Origin of the sequence: Pulveribacter suum, assembly GCF_003013695.1 — a bacterium.
Taxonomy (GTDB): Bacteria; Pseudomonadota; Gammaproteobacteria; order Burkholderiales; family Burkholderiaceae_C; genus Melaminivora; species Melaminivora suum.
On record NZ_CP027792.1, the window covers coordinates 2,757,405 to 2,773,789 of the forward strand.

Annotated in this window: 17 protein-coding genes; 5 read left to right on the top strand and 12 right to left on the bottom strand. The window is 67.2% G+C overall.

All coding sequences use genetic code 11. The features are described from left to right. The first annotated feature begins 11 nt into the window (after positions 1-11). Positions 12-536, top strand: a complete 525-nt coding sequence (locus C7H73_RS12595; RefSeq protein WP_227001344.1) for a DUF4276 family protein — start codon at positions 12-14, stop codon at positions 534-536. An 11-nt stretch (positions 537-547) separates the two neighbouring features. After that, the gene (locus C7H73_RS12600; protein ID WP_106846967.1) at positions 548-3,214 is read left to right on the top strand and encodes an ABC transporter permease; all 2,667 of its coding nucleotides are present in this window, start codon (positions 548-550) and stop codon (positions 3,212-3,214) included. A gap of 116 nt (positions 3,215-3,330) precedes the next feature. Here C7H73_RS12600 and C7H73_RS12605 read toward each other — a convergent pair whose 3' ends face one another. From C7H73_RS12605 to C7H73_RS12620, 4 genes are all read right to left on the bottom strand, one after another. Further along, positions 3,331-3,630, bottom strand: coding sequence for a HigA family addiction module antitoxin (locus C7H73_RS12605; RefSeq protein WP_106846968.1), 300 nt, complete (start codon positions 3,628-3,630; stop codon positions 3,331-3,333). A gap of 47 nt (positions 3,631-3,677) precedes the next feature. Then, positions 3,678-3,959 (bottom strand): type II toxin-antitoxin system RelE/ParE family toxin, encoded by a 282-nt coding sequence (locus C7H73_RS12610; protein ID WP_106846969.1) that lies wholly within the window; start codon positions 3,957-3,959, stop codon positions 3,678-3,680. Positions 3,960-4,085: 126 nt separating this feature from the next. Further along, positions 4,086-4,226 carry a hypothetical protein gene (locus tag C7H73_RS15825; RefSeq protein WP_264371564.1) on the bottom strand — a complete coding sequence of 47 codons (141 nt, stop codon included), beginning with the start codon at positions 4,224-4,226 and terminating at the stop codon, positions 4,086-4,088. A 182-nt stretch (positions 4,227-4,408) separates the two neighbouring features. After that, positions 4,409-5,233, bottom strand: coding sequence for a GIY-YIG nuclease family protein (locus tag C7H73_RS12620; RefSeq protein ID WP_170104813.1), 825 nt, complete (start codon positions 5,231-5,233; stop codon positions 4,409-4,411). Between the two features lie 231 nt (positions 5,234-5,464). Between C7H73_RS12620 and C7H73_RS12625 the strand changes: the two genes are divergently transcribed. After that, a complete protein-coding gene (locus tag C7H73_RS12625) occupies positions 5,465-6,520 on the top strand; it encodes a PLP-dependent cysteine synthase family protein (RefSeq protein WP_106846971.1) in 1,056 nt (351 codons plus the stop codon). Positions 6,521-6,539: 19 nt separating this feature from the next. Continuing rightward, positions 6,540-7,679, top strand: coding sequence for a lipocalin-like domain-containing protein (locus C7H73_RS12630; protein ID WP_106846972.1), 1,140 nt, complete (start codon positions 6,540-6,542; stop codon positions 7,677-7,679). Between the two features lie 254 nt (positions 7,680-7,933). On the opposite strand, the gene C7H73_RS12635 is transcribed toward C7H73_RS12630, so the two are convergent. The 8 genes from C7H73_RS12635 to C7H73_RS12670 form a co-directional block, all read right to left on the bottom strand. Then, positions 7,934-8,362: an Hsp20/alpha crystallin family protein gene (locus C7H73_RS12635; protein WP_106846973.1), complete on the bottom strand. Its 429-nt coding sequence runs from the start codon at positions 8,360-8,362 to the stop codon at positions 7,934-7,936. Between the two features lie 182 nt (positions 8,363-8,544). Next, positions 8,545-9,534 carry a branched-chain amino acid ABC transporter permease gene (locus C7H73_RS12640; RefSeq protein ID WP_106846974.1) on the bottom strand — a complete coding sequence of 330 codons (990 nt, stop codon included), beginning with the start codon at positions 9,532-9,534 and terminating at the stop codon, positions 8,545-8,547. 19 nt (positions 9,535-9,553) lie between these two features. Beyond that, a complete protein-coding gene (locus tag C7H73_RS12645) occupies positions 9,554-10,438 on the bottom strand; it encodes a branched-chain amino acid ABC transporter permease (RefSeq protein WP_106846975.1) in 885 nt (294 codons plus the stop codon). 54 nt (positions 10,439-10,492) lie between these two features. Then, a complete protein-coding gene (locus C7H73_RS12650; RefSeq protein WP_106846976.1) occupies positions 10,493-11,686 on the bottom strand; it encodes an ABC transporter substrate-binding protein in 1,194 nt (397 codons plus the stop codon). Positions 11,687-11,782: 96 nt separating this feature from the next. Beyond that, positions 11,783-12,985, bottom strand: coding sequence for an ABC transporter substrate-binding protein (locus tag C7H73_RS12655; protein WP_106846977.1), 1,203 nt, complete (start codon positions 12,983-12,985; stop codon positions 11,783-11,785). A 67-nt stretch (positions 12,986-13,052) separates the two neighbouring features. Further along, complete coding sequence (locus C7H73_RS12660) at positions 13,053-13,763, bottom strand: ABC transporter ATP-binding protein (RefSeq protein ID WP_106846978.1); 711 nt, start codon at positions 13,761-13,763, stop codon at positions 13,053-13,055. Further along, positions 13,763-14,533, bottom strand: coding sequence for an ABC transporter ATP-binding protein (locus tag C7H73_RS12665; protein WP_106847667.1), 771 nt, complete (start codon positions 14,531-14,533; stop codon positions 13,763-13,765). Before C7H73_RS12665 ends, C7H73_RS12660 begins: the two co-directional genes overlap by 1 nt. Before the next feature lie 161 nt (positions 14,534-14,694). Beyond that, the gene (locus tag C7H73_RS12670; protein WP_227001345.1) at positions 14,695-15,468 is read right to left on the bottom strand and encodes a TOBE domain-containing protein; all 774 of its coding nucleotides are present in this window, start codon (positions 15,466-15,468) and stop codon (positions 14,695-14,697) included. An 80-nt stretch (positions 15,469-15,548) separates the two neighbouring features. Between C7H73_RS12670 and modA the strand changes: the two genes are divergently transcribed. Then, entirely contained in the window at positions 15,549-16,313 is a 765-nt protein-coding gene (gene modA, locus C7H73_RS12675; protein WP_106847668.1) for a molybdate ABC transporter substrate-binding protein, read from the top strand. Positions 16,314-16,385: the final 72 nt, after the last annotated feature.

The following is a 16,385-nucleotide window of genomic DNA, read 5'->3' on the forward strand; positions in this document are numbered from 1 at the left end:
AGGAACCCTCCATGAAAGCGCTGCTGGATGCCTGGCTTCCCAGGTTGGTGCCGGGCTGGGTCGCAGGAGAGCACTTCCAGTGCGTGCCGCACGAGGGCAAAAGCGACCTGGACCGCAGCATCCCGCGCAAACTGTCTGCCTGGCGCGAGCCGGGGGTTCGATTCATCATCGTCCGCGACAACGACGGGGCGGATTGCATCGCCACCAAGGCGCACCTGCGCAAGCTCTGCGAACAAGCGGGGCGCGCCGACACCATCGTGCGGCTCATCTGCCAGGAACTGGAGAGCTGGTACCTCGGTGACCTGCCTGCGCTGGCTGCTGCCATGGGTACCGCCGACATCGATACACCCGCCCATCGCAAGCGCTACAGCGACCCCGACAACGGCTGGCGCAAACCCTCCCTCGAAGTGAAGAAGCTCGCGCCATCGTTTCAGAAAGGCAGCGGCGCCCGGGCGATGGCTGTACACCTGAGCGATTCCGGCAACCGGTCGCGCAGCTTCCAGGTCTTCGTGCATACGATTCGCGCCTTCGCCTGAGCTGGGGCTGCATGCTCGCCCTGCTGCGCACCTTCTCCTGGCAGGAACTGCGCCACCACCCCTGGCGCAGCGCGGCCGCAGTAGTCGCGGTGATGCTGGGCGTGGCGCTGGGCTTTGCGGTGCACGTCATCAACGCCTCGGCGCTGTACGAGTTCTCGCAGGCGGTGCGCTCCGTCAACGGCCAGCCCGACCTGGAGCTGCGCGCCGTGCAAGGGTCGCTGCCCGAGGCCCTCTACGGCGAAGTCGCCGCGCAGCCGCAGGTGGCGCTGGCCAGCCCCTGGCTGGAGCTGACGGCCCAGGCCAGCAGCGCCGCCCTGGCCGCTCAGCAGCCGGCCGGAGCGCTCGTGGCGCTGCGCGTGCTGGGCGTCGATGCGCTGGTCGTGCCCCGCCTGGCGCCCGCCCTGATGCCGCGCGCCTTCGACACCGCCGAGCGCCTGGCCATGCTGGCGCCGGGCAACGTGTTCCTGAACGCCGCCGCGCTGCAGGCGCTGCGCCTGCCCACCGAGGGCACCACGCCCCCGGCCACGCTCACGCTGCAGATCGGCCTGCAGACCCACTCCGTGCGCCTGGCCGGCACCGTGGCCGCCGGCGGCGCGCCGCTGGCCGTGATGGACATCGGCGCCGCGCAGGACCTGTTCGGCCGCGGCGGGCAGCTCAGCCGCATCGACCTGCAACTGCGCCCCGGCGCCGTGCGCGCCGACGTCGAGAGCGCCCTGCAGGCCCTGCCCGGTTGGCCGCGCGGCGTGCGCATCACCGAGCCGGGCGACGCCGCCCAGCGGGTGAGCAACCTCTCGCGCGCCTACCGCGTCAACCTGACGGTGCTGGCGCTGGTGGCGCTATTCACCGGGGCGTTCCTGGTGTTCTCGGTGCTGGCGCTCAGCGTCGCGCAGCGCGCGCCGCAGTTCGCGCTGCTGGCCGTGCTGGGCGCCACGCCGCGCCAACGGCTGGCGCTGGTGCTGTGGGAATCAAGCGCGCTGGGGCTGCTGGGCAGCGTGGCCGGCATTGCGCTGGGCACCGCTCTGGCGGCGCTGGCGCTCAACGTGCTGGGCGGCGACCTGGGCGGCGGCTACTTCGCCGGCGTGCAGCCCGCGCTGCAGTGGAGCGCGCCGGCCGCCCTGCTCTACGGCGCCCTGGGGCTGGCCGCCGCGCTGGTCGGCGGCTGGTGGCCGGCGCGCCAGGCGCAAGGGCTGCCGCCGGCGCAAAGCCTCAAGGGGCTGGGCGCGCAGGGCGGACACGGGCGCGGCGGTGCCACTGGTATTGTTTTGATAGCTGCCGGCGCTTTACTGGCGCTGGCTCCGCCCGTTTTTGGCATCCCATTGGCAGCGTACTTCGCCGTGGGCCTGCTGCTGGTCGGCGGCATCGCGCTGCTGCCCTGGGGCGTGCAGGCGCTGCTCAACGCCGTGCAGCCGCTGGCCGCGCGCCGCGCTGCCTCGTCGCCGCTGCCGCTGCTGGCCGTGGAGCGCGCACGCCGCATGCGCGGCAGCGCCGCCGTGGCGGTGGGCGGCGTGGTGGCGGCGCTCAGCCTGGCGGTGGCGCTGACGGTGATGGTGGCCAGCTTTCGCGGCTCGGTCATCCAGTGGCTGGACGCGGTGCTGCCCGCGCCGCTGTACGTGCGCCTGGCCGGCAGCGGGGCGGGCGACGACGCCGCCGCCTCCTTCCCGCCCGGCTTTGCCGAGCGCGTGACGCAACTGCCCGGCGTGCAGCAGGTGCAGACGCTGCGCGTCAGCAGCCTGCTGCTGGACCCGGCCCGCCCCGCCGTGGCGCTGCTGGCCCGGCCTTTGGTGCCCGACCCGGCCGGCACGCTGCCGCTGGTGGAGGGCGCCCTGCCCGTGCCGCCCGGCCGCGTGGGCGTGTACGTGAGCGAGGCGGTGGTCGAGCTGTACGGCGCGCGGGCGGGTAGCGACTGGCCGGCGCTTTCAGAGTCTTTTCGGCCTCTGGCGCAGGCGGGGCAAGCGCCAGCAGCTCGCTTTTTTGTAGCAGGCGTGTGGCGCGACTACGTGCGCCAGTTCGGCGCCGTGGCGATCGACAGCGCCGACTACGTGCGCCTGACCGGCGACGCGCGCATCAGCGACCTGGCGCTGTGGCCGCGTGCGGGCGCCGACGAGGCGGCGTTGCAGGGCGCCATCACCGCGCTGGCCCGCGCCGCCGCGCCCGATGAGAACGGTACCGATGCGCCCCCCGCAGCAGCGGACGCCCCGGCGCTCGCCGCGCCGCTGGAATTCACCTCCGCCGCCGCCATCCGCGCCCGCTCGCTGGCGATCTTCGACCGCAGCTTTGCCGTCACCTACTGGCTGCAGGCCGTGGCCATTGGCATTGGCCTGTTTGGCGTGGCCGCGAGCTTCAGCGCGCAGGTGCTGGCGCGGCGCAAGGAGTTCGGGCTATTGGCCCATCTGGGCCTGACCCGCGCACAGGTGCTGGCCGTAGTGGCCGGCGAAGGCGCAGCGTGGACGCTGGTGGGTGCGGTGGCCGGCACGCTGCTGGGGCTGGCCGTGTCGGTGGTACTGGTGCATGTGGTGAACCCGCAGAGTTTTCACTGGACGATGGAGCTGCGGGTGCCGGTGGGACGGCTGGGCGCGCTTGCGGCGGCGGTGGTGCTGGCGGGGACGGTGACGGCGTGGCTGGCGGGGCGGGCGGCGGCAGGCAGGGTCGCGGTGATGGCAGTGAAAGAGGATTGGTAACAGGCGGATGGACGAGGCGGCCTTGCGTCCACTCACGTTCCCACTCGCCACACGGGGCGTCCCGCACAGGGCGAGTAGCAACCACATGTCGCCCGCCAGCGAGCGCTCCAAACTGATTACCCAGCCGCTGCGAACGGCTCGATGGCTTCCAGCTCTTCGCCCAGTTTGAGCCTGGCGGTGTCGGCGTCGTACTGGCCCTGCAGGCTCATCCAGAACTCCACCGACGTGCCGAAGAATCGCGCCAGCCGCAGCGCCGTATCTGCCGTGATCACCCGGCCATCCTTGATGATGGCGGCGATGCGGCTCTGCGGTACAAGGATGGCCTGGGCCAGCCGGTACTGTGTGATGCCCAGAGGCTCCAGGAACTCAGTGGCGAGGATCTCGCCGGGGGTCGGAAGCGTCAGCTGTTCGGTCATGGTTACTCTCCTGTGCTTGATCGTCGCCGGGCATTGGCTGCCGGGCGTCAGTGGTAGTCAACGATCTCGACGTCCGCTGGCCCTTCAGGGGTCCATACAAAACACACGCGCCATTGGTCATTGATGCGAATGCTGTGCTGGCCCTCGCGATCGCCCTTGAGCGCTTCCAGTCGATTGCCTGGGGGAATGCGCAAGTCGTGCAGAACATGGGCGGCATGCAAAAGGCGCAATTTGCGCAGTGCCGCAACTTCGATGTTGACCCAGCGACGCACGCGCTCCAGTCTGAACAGTGACTCCGTGTCATCGCATTTGAAGCACTGGATGGCCATGGGTGATGCTACCGCTACACGTTACTAACGTCAAGCGTTAGTACGACGCTGAGTCGTGTTTTGGGCAACAGGTCGCCGCCATTGGCACACGCTGGGCCAACAGCAGGCGGTGGCAGGGCCGAGCCATTACTCGCCAACCAGCCAACCAGCCAACCAGCCAACCAGCCAACCAGCCAACCAGCCAACCAGCCAACCAGCCAACCAGCCAACCAGCCAATCAGCCAACCAGCCAATCAACAGCTCCAGGCCAAGGTCTGCTTGCTCCATGGCTTCGATTGTCTTCGCGTACCTGCATCGGCCAGCACAGTTCGGCGCGATTTACGCAGACCGTCCTTAACCGTCGCGTCATTCAATTGGCTGTTTCACAAAGTTTTATTTCATCGAAGGATAGGACGTTGGCGAACAGTACAAGACACACTCAAGTCATTCCATCCAATGGGGCAGCTTCATTAGGATATACGCTTAAATCTGTCGAAAATGCTTACTGCTTCCTCTAATGTCAGTCTGAACCACTCACCGCGAGATTCTGCTGCAGCATGTTGCAACGCCGCCAATAGGTGCTGCTCTGCACCTCTACGATCCGACGTCCAAGCCAGCTCAACATATTTAAACCGGGACAGTGGGTCAGACGTATTGTAGGTGCCGAGGCGCAGATCGTAATCAATCGTCATTCCGGCCTTAACCCACCCAGGGAAGCAGGGACTTATTAAAATGTAAATGAACCCCTCTCTCACGTTTGTCTGCTCGCCTTTATTTCTGATTTCTTCACTGTAGCGCCGCCGAATATCTTCCAAAATCAAATTTAGCTGGACAAGCTTACTGCTCACCCCATCTATTTCTCCCGTCTTGTTCTGCGTAGGCTCCAATGCCGGCGGCGTTAGGAACGCGAGTGCCTGCTTCGCAGGCTTCACAACTTTTGAGGCTGACTTCTTGACTCTCAGATTGCGAGTTCTCTCTAGCTTTTCAAGAAATTTGATCGCGTACTCTGCCGTATAGTTGTAGCGCTGCTGAATTTCTTCGATAGTCGGTGCACGCCGCTCGATGTCCCAACGCCTCAACTCTGCCTTTAGTTTCACCTCAGTTAGCTCGCGCGCACTGGGATGATCGTTCGCATACTGAAGCAGCTTCTCAGCGGCGCCTTCATATTCCAACTTGGACTTTTCAGGAGGATTATTCCGCTTCTTCCAACTCAACAGATTCCCTTTCGCCATTCCTTTCCCTCCAAATAAAAATTCACTCAACGTGGGTCCAGCCGCAACTTCAGAGCAACTCACCCAACGGCTTTCACACCTTGTACTGCTGTTCAATTCGGATTATTTGAGATGCGCAACACCTATACGAACAACCAATTTTCTTGCAACCCAAAACGCGGCGCACGCAAAACTCTAAAGGACGACTGGGTTCTATTGTCGATATTTGTCCGCCAATCTAATGCGGCACCTATTGTCCAAAAGTAGATTATTGGTCTATTGCTCCACACGCCAAATCTGCTCCACAATTCTCCTATGACTCACCCCCCCCCCTGGCTCCCTACCGCCATCGCCCGCATCGAAGCCGACTATCAACGCAGCGCCGACACCCACCTCATCCCCCTGCCCCTGCCCGCCTACGCCGCCGCCGGCATCGACCTGTACCTGAAGGACGAGTCCACCCACCCCACCGGCAGCCTCAAGCACCGGCTGGCGCGCTCGCTGTTTCTCTACGCGCTGTGCAACGGCTGGGTGCACGAGGGCTCGACCATCGTCGAGGCGTCCAGCGGCTCGACGGCGGTGAGCGAGGCCTACTTTGCCCGGCTGCTAGGCCTGCCCTTCGTAGCGGTGATGCCGCGCTCGACTTCAGCCGAGAAGGTCGCGCAGATCGAGTTCTACGGCGGGCGCTGCCACTTCGTGGACCATGCGGGCGAGGTGTACGACGCCGCGCAGCGCATCGCCGATGAGACCGGCGGCCACTACATGGACCAGTTCACCTACGCCGAGCGGGCCACTGACTGGCGCGGCAACAACAACATCGCCGAGAGCATGTTCACGCAGATGCAGCGCGAGCGGCACCCCATTCCGCGCTGGATCGTCGTGGGCGCGGGCACCGGCGGCACCAGCGCCACCATTGGCCGCTATGTGCGCTTTCAGATGTACGAGACGCAGCTGTGCGTGGCCGACCCGGCCGGCTCGGTGTTCAGCGCCTACCACCGCACGGGCGACAAGAGCCTGACGGCGCCCGGCTCGCGCATCGAGGGCATTGGCCGGCCGCGGGTAGAGGCGAGCTTCATCCGCACGCTGGTGGACCGCATGGAAGAGGTGCCGGACGGCGATTCGATTGCTGCCATGCGCGCGCTGTCGCAGATATTGGGCCGGCGCGTCGGGCCTTCGACCGGCACCAACTTTGTCGCCATGCTGGGCATTGCGCGCGAGATGCGCGATGCCGGGCAGCAGGGCTCGATCCTGTCGCTGCTGTGCGACGCGGGCGAGCGTTACCTGGCGACCTACTACGACGACGCCTGGGTGGCGCGCCACGTGGGCGTGTGCGACGACACCAGCTCGCGCGTGAACGCCCTGTTGGCCTGACCGAGGCACCGGCGCGGCCATGGCCCCCTTGCCTTCCGCTGCGCTGCCCGGCTGGGGCCTGGGCCGCCGCCACTGGATGGCGGCAATGGCAGGCTCGGCGCTGGGTGTGCCGGCCGGCGGCGCGTGGGCGCTGGCGCCGCGCACGCTGGCGTTTCCGCGCGACCACGGCAGCCACCCCGGGCTGCGCACCGAGTGGTGGTACATCACCGGCCATGCGCGCGCTGCGGGGCGGCTGTGGGGTTTTCAGGTGACGTTCTTCCGCTCGCGGGTCGATGCCACGCAGGGGCTGCAGTCGCAGTTCGCGGCCAGACAGTTGCTGTTCGCCCATGCGGCTTTGAGCGACGTGCAGGGCCAGCGGCTGCAGCACGACCAGCGCATCGCGCGGGCGGGCTTCGGCATTGCCGAGGCGTCTGAAATCGACACGGCGGTGCACCTGCGCGACTGGCACCTGGTGCGCACTCCCACTGATGCGCCCGGTCACAGCCGCTACCGCGCGCAGGTGGCGGGCGATGGCTTTGCGCTCGACCTGACCTTTGACAGCACGCAGCCGGTGCTGCTGCAGGGCAGCGAAGGCCTGTCGCGCAAGGGGCCCGAGGCGGCCCAGGCCAGCTACTACTACAGCCAGCCGCAACTGGCGGTGCGCGGCACGCTCACGCAGGGCGGGCGGCGCATGGCGCTGGAGCCCGGCGGCGCGCACGACAACCGCGCCTGGCTGGACCACGAGTGCAGCGAGGCGCTGCTGCACCCCGAGGCGGTGGGCTGGGACTGGATCGGCATGAACCTGCAGGACGGCCGCGCGCTCACGGCGTTCCACCTGCGGCGGGCGGATGGCAGCCAGCTGTGGGCCGGCGGATCGGTGCGGGCGGCGGGCGCGGTGGCCGCGCAGGTCTTTGCGCACGACGCCGTGGCGTTCACCCCGGTGCGGCACTGGAGCAGCGCCCTGAGCGGCGCGCGCTACCCGGTCGAATGGAAGGTGGAGACGCCGGCGGGCACCTTCAGCGTGCACGCGCTGCTGGATGACCAGGAGCTGGACAGCCGGGGCTCCACCGGCGCGATTTACTGGGAAGGGCTGTGCGAGTTGCGCGACGCCGCCGGGCGCGCGGTGGGCCGGGGGTACCTGGAGATGACGGGGTATGCGCAGCGGCTGCAGCTGGGCTGAGGCGTGCGCGGCGGCCCCGCCATGGCGGGGCTGGCGCTTCTATTTTGATAGCTCCTTGCGCTTATCCAGCATGCGCTAGAGGCCGATTTCATTCAATTTTTTGGGCAGGTGAATAGGCAGGGGCCTGATGGCGCCCGTGCTGAGCGGTCGGGCTGTCCGAGTCAGGCCCGGTGCCAGGCCTCTGGCGGGGCGGCGCGCTGCCGGCCCCGCTGCCCGTTCGCCGCGCCCGCAGTCTCCGCGCGGCGTGGCGGGCCTTACTCGATGGCCAGGCGCTGGCCGCGGCCGCCCTGCTTCTTGGGCAGGTTCAACGTCAGCACGCCGTTCTCGTACTTCGCCTGACAGCCGTCGGCGTCGATGTCGGCCGGCAGCTGGAAGCTGCGCGACACGCTGCCGTAGTAGCGCTCGGCGCGCAGCAGCTTCTCGCCCTCGGTCTTCTCGTCCCTCTGACGCACCTCGGCGCGCAGGGTGACGATGCTGCCGTCCACCGAGACGTGGATTTCTTCCTTCGGCACGCCCGGGATCTCGGCCGAGACCAGATAGCCGCCCTCGTTCTCGTGCACGTCCACCTTCATCTGCCCGGGGCTGGGCAGTGGGTCGCCGTGCAGCGGGCGGACGTAGAAGCCCGGGTTCATGTCCTTGAAGAAATCGTCGAACAGGCCACCACGGCCAATCAATGCGTTCATGGCAATCGCTCCTTTCGTTCAGGGGGTTGAAACGGCCGGCCCCGCCGGCCTCGGAAATTTATCTAGGGCGGGCGCGGGCCAATTCAAGGGGGTCGCACATGCCGGGCTGGCAGGCATAAAAAAACGCCCGGCGGGCCGGGCGTTTTTTGGTTGCGGGCTGGGCCGCGGTGGCGGGGTGCGCCTCAGGCGCGGGTGCGGCGCCGCTCAGCCCAGGCGATCAGCTCGCCCATGATGCCGCGGCGGAAGGCCAGCACGCAGACCACGAAGATCAGGCCGGTGACGATGGTGACCGACTCGCCCAGGGTGTTGAACCAGTCGATGGAGGTCACGCTGGCCAGGAAGCTGCCCAGCTCGCCGATCTTGTTTTCCAGCAGCACCACGACGGCCGAGCCCACCAGCGGGCCGCTCAAGGTGCCCATGCCGCCCACCAGCGTCATCAGCACCACGTGGCCCGAGGCCGACCAGTGCACGTCCGACAGCGTGGCAAAGCCCAGCACCAGGGTCTTCAGCGACCCGGCCAGCCCGGCGATGGCCGCCGAGATGACGAAGGCCAGCAGCTTGAAGCGGTTCACGTCGTAGCCCAGCGAGATGGCGCGCGGCTCGTTTTCCTTGATGCCCTTGAGCACCTGCCCGAAGGGCGAATGGATGGTGCGCACGATCAGCAGGAAGGCGGCGACCACGACGATCAGGCACACGTAGTACATGGTCAGGTCGCTGGACAGGTCGATCAGGCCGAACAGCTTGCCGCGTGGCACGCCCTGCAGGCCGTCCTCGCCGCCCGTGAAGGGCAGTTGCAGCGCAGCGAAGTACAGCATCTGCGCCAGTGCCAGCGTGATCATGGTGGCGTAGATGCCCTGGCGGCGGATGGTGAACCAGCCCATGACCAGGCCCAGCAGCGCGCCGCTGACCAGGCCCAGCAGCAGACCGATCTCGGGCGTCACGCCCCAGGCCTTGACGGAGTGGCCGGTGACGTAGGCCGCGCCGCCCAGGAAGGCCGCGTGGCCGAAGGACAGCAGGCCCGTGTAGCCCAGCAGCAGGTTGAAGGCCGAGGCGAACAGCGCGAAGCACAGCAGCTTCATCACGAACACCGGGTAGGCGCCCACGAAGGGCGCGGCGATCAGGCCCAGCAGCAGCAGGCCATAACCGATGGGAGCGAATTTCTTGACGTTCATGTGTGCAACCCCGGCGGCTTCACTTTTCTTTGCCGAACAGGCCGGCGGGGCGGATGAGCAAAACGATGGCCATGATGACGAACACCACGGTGGAGGACGCTTCCGGGTAGAACACCTTGGTGAAGCCCTCGATGATCCCCAGGCCCAGGCCGGTGAGGATGGAGCCCATGATGGAGCCCATGCCACCGATCACGACCACGGCGAACACCACAATGATGAGGTTTTGCCCCATCAGCGGCGTGACCTGGTAAATGGGCGCGGCCAGCACCCCGGCAAAGGCCGCCAGCGCCGCGCCGAAGGCGTAGGTCAGCGTGATCATGACGGGCACGTTCACGCCGAAGGCCTCGACCAGGCGCGGGTTTTCGGTGCCGGCGCGCAGGTAGGCGCCCAGCTTGGTCTTTTCGATCACGTACCAGGTGGCGATGCACACCACCAGCGAGGCCACCACCACCCAGGCGCGGTAGTTGGGCATGATCATGAAGCCCAGGCTGGTGGCGCCTTCCAGCAGCTCGGGCGTGTCATACCCCAGGCCCGAGACGCCGTAGATCGAGCGGAACACGCCCTCGATCAGCATGGTCAGGCCCAGGGTGAGCAGCAGGCCGTACAGGTGATCGAGCTTGTAGATCCAGCGCAGCAGCAGGCGCTCGATGAGCACCCCCACCACCCCTACCACCAGCGGCCCCAGGATCAGCATCACCCAGTAGTTGATGCCGAGGTAGTTCAGCGCCATCCAGGTGGTCAGGGCGCCCAGCATGAACAGCGCGCCGTGCGCGAAGTTGATCACGTTGAGCAGGCCGAAGATGACGGCCAGCCCCAGGCTGAGGATGGCATAGAACGAGCCATTGACCAGCCCCAGCAGGAGCTGGCTCATCATGGCCGGCATGGAGACACCAAAAAATTCCATGGGAAACGACGACGCGGTGAATAGGGGAAGTAGTGGGTCAGGCGGCGGCGCGGATTACTTCCACAGCGCGCACTTGCTCTCGGCCTTGGTGGTGAAGACTTCTTCGCCGGGCAGCTTCTTCACAATCTTGTAGTAGTCCCAGGTGCCCTTGGATTCCTTGGGCTCCTTGACCTGCACCAGGTACATGTCGTGGATGTAGCTGCCGTCCGCGCGCAGATAGCCCTTGGCGAAGAAGTCGTCCATCTTCATGCCGCGCCAGGTTTCCATGACCTTGTCGGCGTCCACCGTGCCGGCGGCCTGCACGGCCTTCAGGTAGTTCATGGTGGCCGAGTAGTCGGCGGCCTGGATCTCGGTGGGGCGGCGGTTGGTCTTCTTCATGTAGGCGTCGGCAAACTTGCGCGAGGCGTCGTCCATGTCCCAGTACCAGCTGGTGACGAACTGCATGCCGGCGGTGTTCTTCAGCCCCAGGCTGTGGATGTCGCTGTAGAACACCAGCAGCGGGGCGACCTTCATGGTCTTGTCGATGCCGAATTCCTTGGCTGCCTTGATGGCGTTGATGGTGTCGCCGCCGGCGTTGGCCAGGGCCAGCACCTGGGCCTTGGAGTTTTGCGCCTGCAGCAGGAAGGACGAGAAGTCGGACGCGTTCAGCGGGTGGCGCACGGCGTTCACCACCGTGCCGCCCTTGGCCTTGACGACGGTGGAGGCGTCCGCCTCCATGGCATGGCCGAAGGCGTAGTCGGCCGTGAGGAAGAACCAGCTCTTGCCGCCTCCGTCCACGATGGCGCCTGCGGCGCCCTTGGCCAGCGCCACGGTGTCGTAGGCGTAGTGCACGGAGTACGGGGTGCAGGCCTCGTTGGTCAGCGCCGAGCTGCCCGCGCCGTTGTTGATCATCACGCGCTTCTTCTCGTCGGCCACCTTGGCCAGCGCCAGGGCGGTGCCGGAGTTGGTGCCGCTGAAGATCATCGTCAGGCCCTGCGTGTCGATCCACTCGCGCGCCTTGCTGGCGGCGATGTCGGCCTTGTTCTGGTGGTCCACGGTGAGCAGCTCGATGGGCTTGCCCAGCACCTTGCCGCCGAAGTCGTCGATCGCCATCTGGATGGCGGTGGCGCCGCCCTTGCCTTCCAGGTCGGCGTACAGGCTGGACATGTCGCTGATGTAGCCGATCTTGACCTTGTCCTGCGCGTGCGCGGAGGTGGCCAGGCCTGCGGCGGCGAGCGCCAGGATGAGTGCGGTGGTGCGGGTGTTCACGGTGTGTCTCCAGTCGGGTTGTTGTGCTCTTGTCTTTTGGGGCCGAAGCCCGCCCTGCCAGGGCGGCAGGGCGGATGTCCAAGGCTCAGCGCGGCATCACTTCCACAGCTCGCACTTGCTCTCGGCCTTGGTGGTCCAGACCTGGTCGGCGGGCAGCTTGGACACGACCTTGTAGTAGTCCCAGGGCTGCTTGGATTCGGCCTGCGACTTCACCTGCATCAGGTACATGTCGTGGGCGAAGCGGCCGTCGGGACGGATCACGCCCTTGGCGTAGAAGTCGTCGATGGGCGTGGACTTGAGCTTTTCCATGACCTTGTCGGCATCGACCGTGCCTGCGGCCTGCACGGCCTTCAGGTAGTTCATGGTGGCCGAGTAGTCGGCGGCCTGGATGTCGGTGGGCATGCGCTTGGTCTTGTCGAAGAACTTCTTGCCGAAGGCGCGCGTCTCGTCGTTCAGGTTCCAGTCCCAGCTGGTGGTGAGCAGCAGGCCTTCGGTGTTCTTCAGGCCCAGGCTGTGGATGTCGGTCAGGAACACCAGCAGGCCGGCCATCTTCATGGACTTGTTGATGCCGAATTCCTTGGCCGCCTTGATGGCGTTGATGGTGTCGCCGCCGGCGTTGGCCAGGCCCAGGATCTGCGCCTTGGAGTTCTGCGCCTGCAGCAGGAAGGACGAGAAGTCCGACGCATTCAGCGGGTGGCGCACGCTGCCGACCACGGTGCCGCCGGCTTCCTTGACGATCCGGGAGGTGTCGGCCTCCAGCGCGTGGCCGAAGGCGTAGTCGGCCGTCAGGAAGAACCAGCTCTTGCCGCCCTGCTTGACCACGGCCGCGCCCGTGCCCTTGGCCAGCGCCACGGTGTCGTAGGCGTAGTGCACGGTGTAGGGCGTGCACTGCTCGTTGGTCAGCGCCGAAGAACCCGCGCCGCTGTTGAAGTAGATGCGCTTTTTCTCGGCCGCGACCTTGGCGGACGCCAGCGCCGTGCCCGAGTTGGTGCCGCCAAACAGCATGGTCAGGTTCTGCGTGTCGATCCACTCGCGGGCCTTGCTGGCGGCGATGTCGGCCTTGTTCTGGTGGTCGGCCGTGAGCAGCTCGATGGGCTTGCCCAGCACCTTGCCGCCGAAGTCGTCGATCGCCATCTGGATGGCCAGCGCGCCGTTCTTGCCTTCGACGTCGGCGTACAGGCTGGACATGTCGGTGATGAAGCCGATCTTGACCTTGTCCTGGGCATGCGCGTGCACGGCGGCCAGCGACAGGCCGGCGGCGCCCAGCAGGGCAGCAAGGGTGCGGAGTTGGTGTTTCATGGGAAGTCTCCTTGTCGAGGGTCGAAAGTCGTTGGAATGCTTTTTGTGCAAAGGGGCCGATGCGGCCCTACACGCCCAGCAGCTGGTTGAGCACGGGCATCTTTTCCTGCAGCTCGGAGGCGCCGAAGCGCTCGACCATGCGGCCATGCTCCATCACGTAGAAGCGGTCGGCCAGGGGCGCGGCGAAGCGGAAGTTCTGCTCCACCATCACCACCGTGTAGCCCCTTTGGCGCAGCATGGTGATCATGCGGGCCAGCGCCTGCACGATCACCGGGGCCAGGCCTTCGGAGATTTCGTCCAGCAGCAGCAGCTTGGCGCCGGTGCGCAGGATGCGCGCCACGGCCAGCATCTGCTGCTCGCCGCCGGACAGCCGGGTGCCCTGGCTGTTCTTGCGCTCGGCCAGGTTGGGGAACATGTCGTAGATCTCCTCCAGGCTCATGCCCTGCGTACCCGTCTTGAGGGTAGGCGGCAGCAGCAGGTTTTCCTCGCACGACAGGCTGGAGAAGATGCCGCGCTCTTCGGGGCAGTAGCCCACGCCCAGGTGGGCGATGCGGTGCGTGGCCATGGCGATGGTCTCCACGCCGTCGATGCGCACCGAGCCGCGGCGCGCGCCGGTGAGGCCCATGATGGCGCGCAGGGTGGACGTGCGCCCTGCCCCGTTGCGCCCCAGCAGCGTGACCACTTCGCCGGGCTGCACGACCATGTCCACGCCGTGCAGCACGTGGGACTCGCCGTACCAGGCCTCCAGGCCCTTGATTTCCAGTGCAGGCGTCGCCATCAATGTGCTCCCTGCAGCTGGCCGTCGGTCGTGCCCATGTAGGCTTCCATGACTTGCGGGTTGTTCGAGACCTCTTCGTACGGGCCTTCGGCCAGCACGGCGCCGCGCTGCAGCACGGTGATGCGGTCGGCGATGGTTGAGATGACCTTCATGTTGTGCTCGACCATCAGGATGGTGCGGCCCGCCGAGACCTTCTTGATCAGCTGCGTGACGCGGTCCACGTCCTCGTGGCCCATGCCCTGGGTGGGCTCGTCCAGCAGCATCAGCTCGGGCTCCATGGCCAGCGTGGTGGCGATCTCCAGGGCCCGCTTGCGGCCGTAGGGCAGGTTCACGGTGACCTCGTGCGCCACGTCTTCCAGGCCCACTTCGGCCAGCAGTTCCATGGCGCGGCCGTCCAGCTGGTGCAGGCTGCGCTCGCTGCGCCAGAAGTGGTAGCTGGTGCCCAGCCTGCGCTGCAGGCCCAGGCGCACGTTCTCCAGCAGCGTGAGATAGGGGAACACCGCCGAGATCTGGAACGAGCGGATCACGCCGCGCCGCGCGATCTGCGCCGGCTGCTCGCGCGTGATGTCCGCCCCGTTGAAGCGGATGGTGCCCGAGGTGGGCGTGAGGAACTTGGTCAGCAGGTTGAAGCAGGTGGTCTTGCCTGCGCCGTTGGGCCCGATCAGCGCGTGGATGGAGCCGCGGCGCACCGACAGGTTCACATCGCTCACGGCCGTGAAGCCCTTGAACTCTTTGGTGAGGTGGGAGGTTTCCAGTATGACGTCGCTCATTGCAAACAGGCGCGCCGCACGCTTTTCGTGCGGCGCGACCTTTGTCTCCATTGGTATGTTGCAGTGCATCGTAAGGGCGCCGATAGGCCGCAGCACTGGGACTAATGCCTATGTATTAACGCCTACGTGGCAGCGCGGATGCGCTTCGGCGCGGCAGCTGTTCAGGGTGCGGCCAGCATCAGCGCAACGGCCGATTCGTCCATCTGCAGCAGCACCCGCGAGCCCGGGCGCAGGCGCGAGGCGGGCGGCGCAAAGCCCACCATCTGCACCCCGGCCGCCTCGGCCGCCACTTCGTCGCCCAGCTCGCCGCGGGCCACCCGCGTGGCCCGGCCGGGCCACTGGTTGGACTGCGCCGGCGCGCCCTGCCCCGCGGGCAGCACGCGCACGGCCGTCGCCTTGCACAGGGCCTGCACGGCGGCGCCCTCGCGCAGGGCCAGCAGCTCGCAGCTCTCGCGCGTGATGCGCGCCCACAGCAGCAGCTGCGCCGCCGCGCCCAGCTGGCCGCGCAGCTGCACCCGCACCAGCGGGCCGCTGGCCTGCAGCGCCTGCACGGTGCAGGGCCACTGGTTGCGCATGCTGGTCTGCACGGCCAGGCGCAGCGCTGCGGCCTGCGGCCCTGCGCCGGGCTGCAGCTGCGCGGCCAGCTGGGCGCGCGCCGCATGCATGGCACCGGCGGCGGCCAGCAGCTCGTGCGCCGCCTCGGTCAGGCGCGCACCGCCGCCACCGGCCCCGCCCACCACGCGCTCGACCAGCGGCACGCCGGCCAGGTTTGTGAGCGTGTCCAGCGCCTGCCAGGCGGCCTTGTAGCTCACGCCCACCACGCGCGCGGCCTGCGAGATGGAGCCGCCGGCGCCAATTTCGCGCAGCACGGCCAGGCGGCGGTCGGCCGGGCCGTGGCCCAGGGCCTGGAGGATGGAGGCGGAAGGCTGGTGCATGGACGCGATCATGCATGCCGGCAAGAGTGGTGCCGGCTATACTTTTCGCTATTCCCCAAATGAATAGCGAGCCCGCCTGCATGTTTCACACCCGCAAGACTCCATTTTTCGCCGCCTTCACGCTGGCGGCCATCCTTGCGCCCGGGGGCGCGCACGCGGACGAGGTGGCCGTGGCGGTGGCCGCCAACTTCACCGCGCCGATGCAGAAGATCGCGCAGCTGTTCGAGCAGGACACCGGCCACAAGGCGCAGCTCTCGTTCGGCGCCACCGGCAAGTTCTACGCGCAGATCGCCAATGGCGCGCCCTTTGGCATCCTGCTGGCCGCAGACGATCGCACGCCCGAGAAGATCGGCCGCGAAGGCCTGGGCGACCCGGCCACGCGGTTCACCTACGCCATCGGCCGGCTGGTGCTGTGGAGCAAGCAGCCGGGCTATGTAGACGCCGAAGGCCGGGTACTGCAGCAAGGCGACTGGCGCCACATCGCCATCGCCAACCCGAAGCTGGCGCCCTACGGCCAGGCCGCGATGGAGACGCTGGCCCAGCTCAACCTGACCGACAAGGTGCAGGGCCGCGTGGTGCAGGGCGAGAACATCGGCCAGACGTACCAGTTCGCTGCGTCGGGCAACGCTGCGCTCGGCTTCGTCGCGCTGTCGCAGGTGACCGAGGACGGCCGGCTGCGCGAAGGCTCGGCCTGGGTGGTGCCGGCGAGCTTGCACGCGCCCATCCGCCAGGACGCCATCGTGCTCAAGCCGGGCCAGGGCAACGCCGCCGCAGCCGCGCTGATGCAGTACCTGCGCGGCGACAAGGCGCGCGCCGTGATCCAATCGTACGGATACGCGTTCTGACGCACCGCCCGCGCCACGCCGCCCGAGATTTCAGTGTTTTAACCCTCCAACGCCCGTCCACACTGCGCAAGC

Coding starts and splice junctions, on each gene's coding strand:
- C7H73_RS12605 (WP_106846968.1), bottom strand. CDS start 3,630: ATGACCGAACAGCTGACGCTTCCGACCCCCGGCGAGATCCTCGCCACT.
- C7H73_RS12660 (WP_106846978.1), bottom strand. CDS start 13,763: ATGGCGACGCCTGCACTGGAAATCAAGGGCCTGGAGGCCTGGTACGGC.
- C7H73_RS12640 (WP_106846974.1), bottom strand. CDS start 9,534: ATGAACGTCAAGAAATTCGCTCCCATCGGTTATGGCCTGCTGCTGCTG.
- C7H73_RS12665 (WP_106847667.1), bottom strand. CDS start 14,533: ATGAGCGACGTCATACTGGAAACCTCCCACCTCACCAAAGAGTTCAAG.
- C7H73_RS12655 (WP_106846977.1), bottom strand. CDS start 12,985: ATGAAACACCAACTCCGCACCCTTGCTGCCCTGCTGGGCGCCGCCGGC.
- C7H73_RS12625 (WP_106846971.1), top strand. CDS start 5,465: ATGACTCACCCCCCCCCCTGGCTCCCTACCGCCATCGCCCGCATCGAA.
- C7H73_RS12630 (WP_106846972.1), top strand. CDS start 6,540: ATGGCCCCCTTGCCTTCCGCTGCGCTGCCCGGCTGGGGCCTGGGCCGC.
- C7H73_RS12645 (WP_106846975.1), bottom strand. CDS start 10,438: ATGGAATTTTTTGGTGTCTCCATGCCGGCCATGATGAGCCAGCTCCTG.
- C7H73_RS12635 (WP_106846973.1), bottom strand. CDS start 8,362: ATGAACGCATTGATTGGCCGTGGTGGCCTGTTCGACGATTTCTTCAAG.
- C7H73_RS12600 (WP_106846967.1), top strand. CDS start 548: ATGCTCGCCCTGCTGCGCACCTTCTCCTGGCAGGAACTGCGCCACCAC.
- modA (WP_106847668.1), top strand. CDS start 15,549: ATGTTTCACACCCGCAAGACTCCATTTTTCGCCGCCTTCACGCTGGCG.
- C7H73_RS12670 (WP_227001345.1), bottom strand. CDS start 15,468: ATGCACCAGCCTTCCGCCTCCATCCTCCAGGCCCTGGGCCACGGCCCG.
- C7H73_RS12610 (WP_106846969.1), bottom strand. CDS start 3,959: ATGGCCATCCAGTGCTTCAAATGCGATGACACGGAGTCACTGTTCAGA.
- C7H73_RS15825 (WP_264371564.1), bottom strand. CDS start 4,226: ATGGAGCAAGCAGACCTTGGCCTGGAGCTGTTGATTGGCTGGTTGGCT.
- C7H73_RS12595 (WP_227001344.1), top strand. CDS start 12: ATGAAAGCGCTGCTGGATGCCTGGCTTCCCAGGTTGGTGCCGGGCTGG.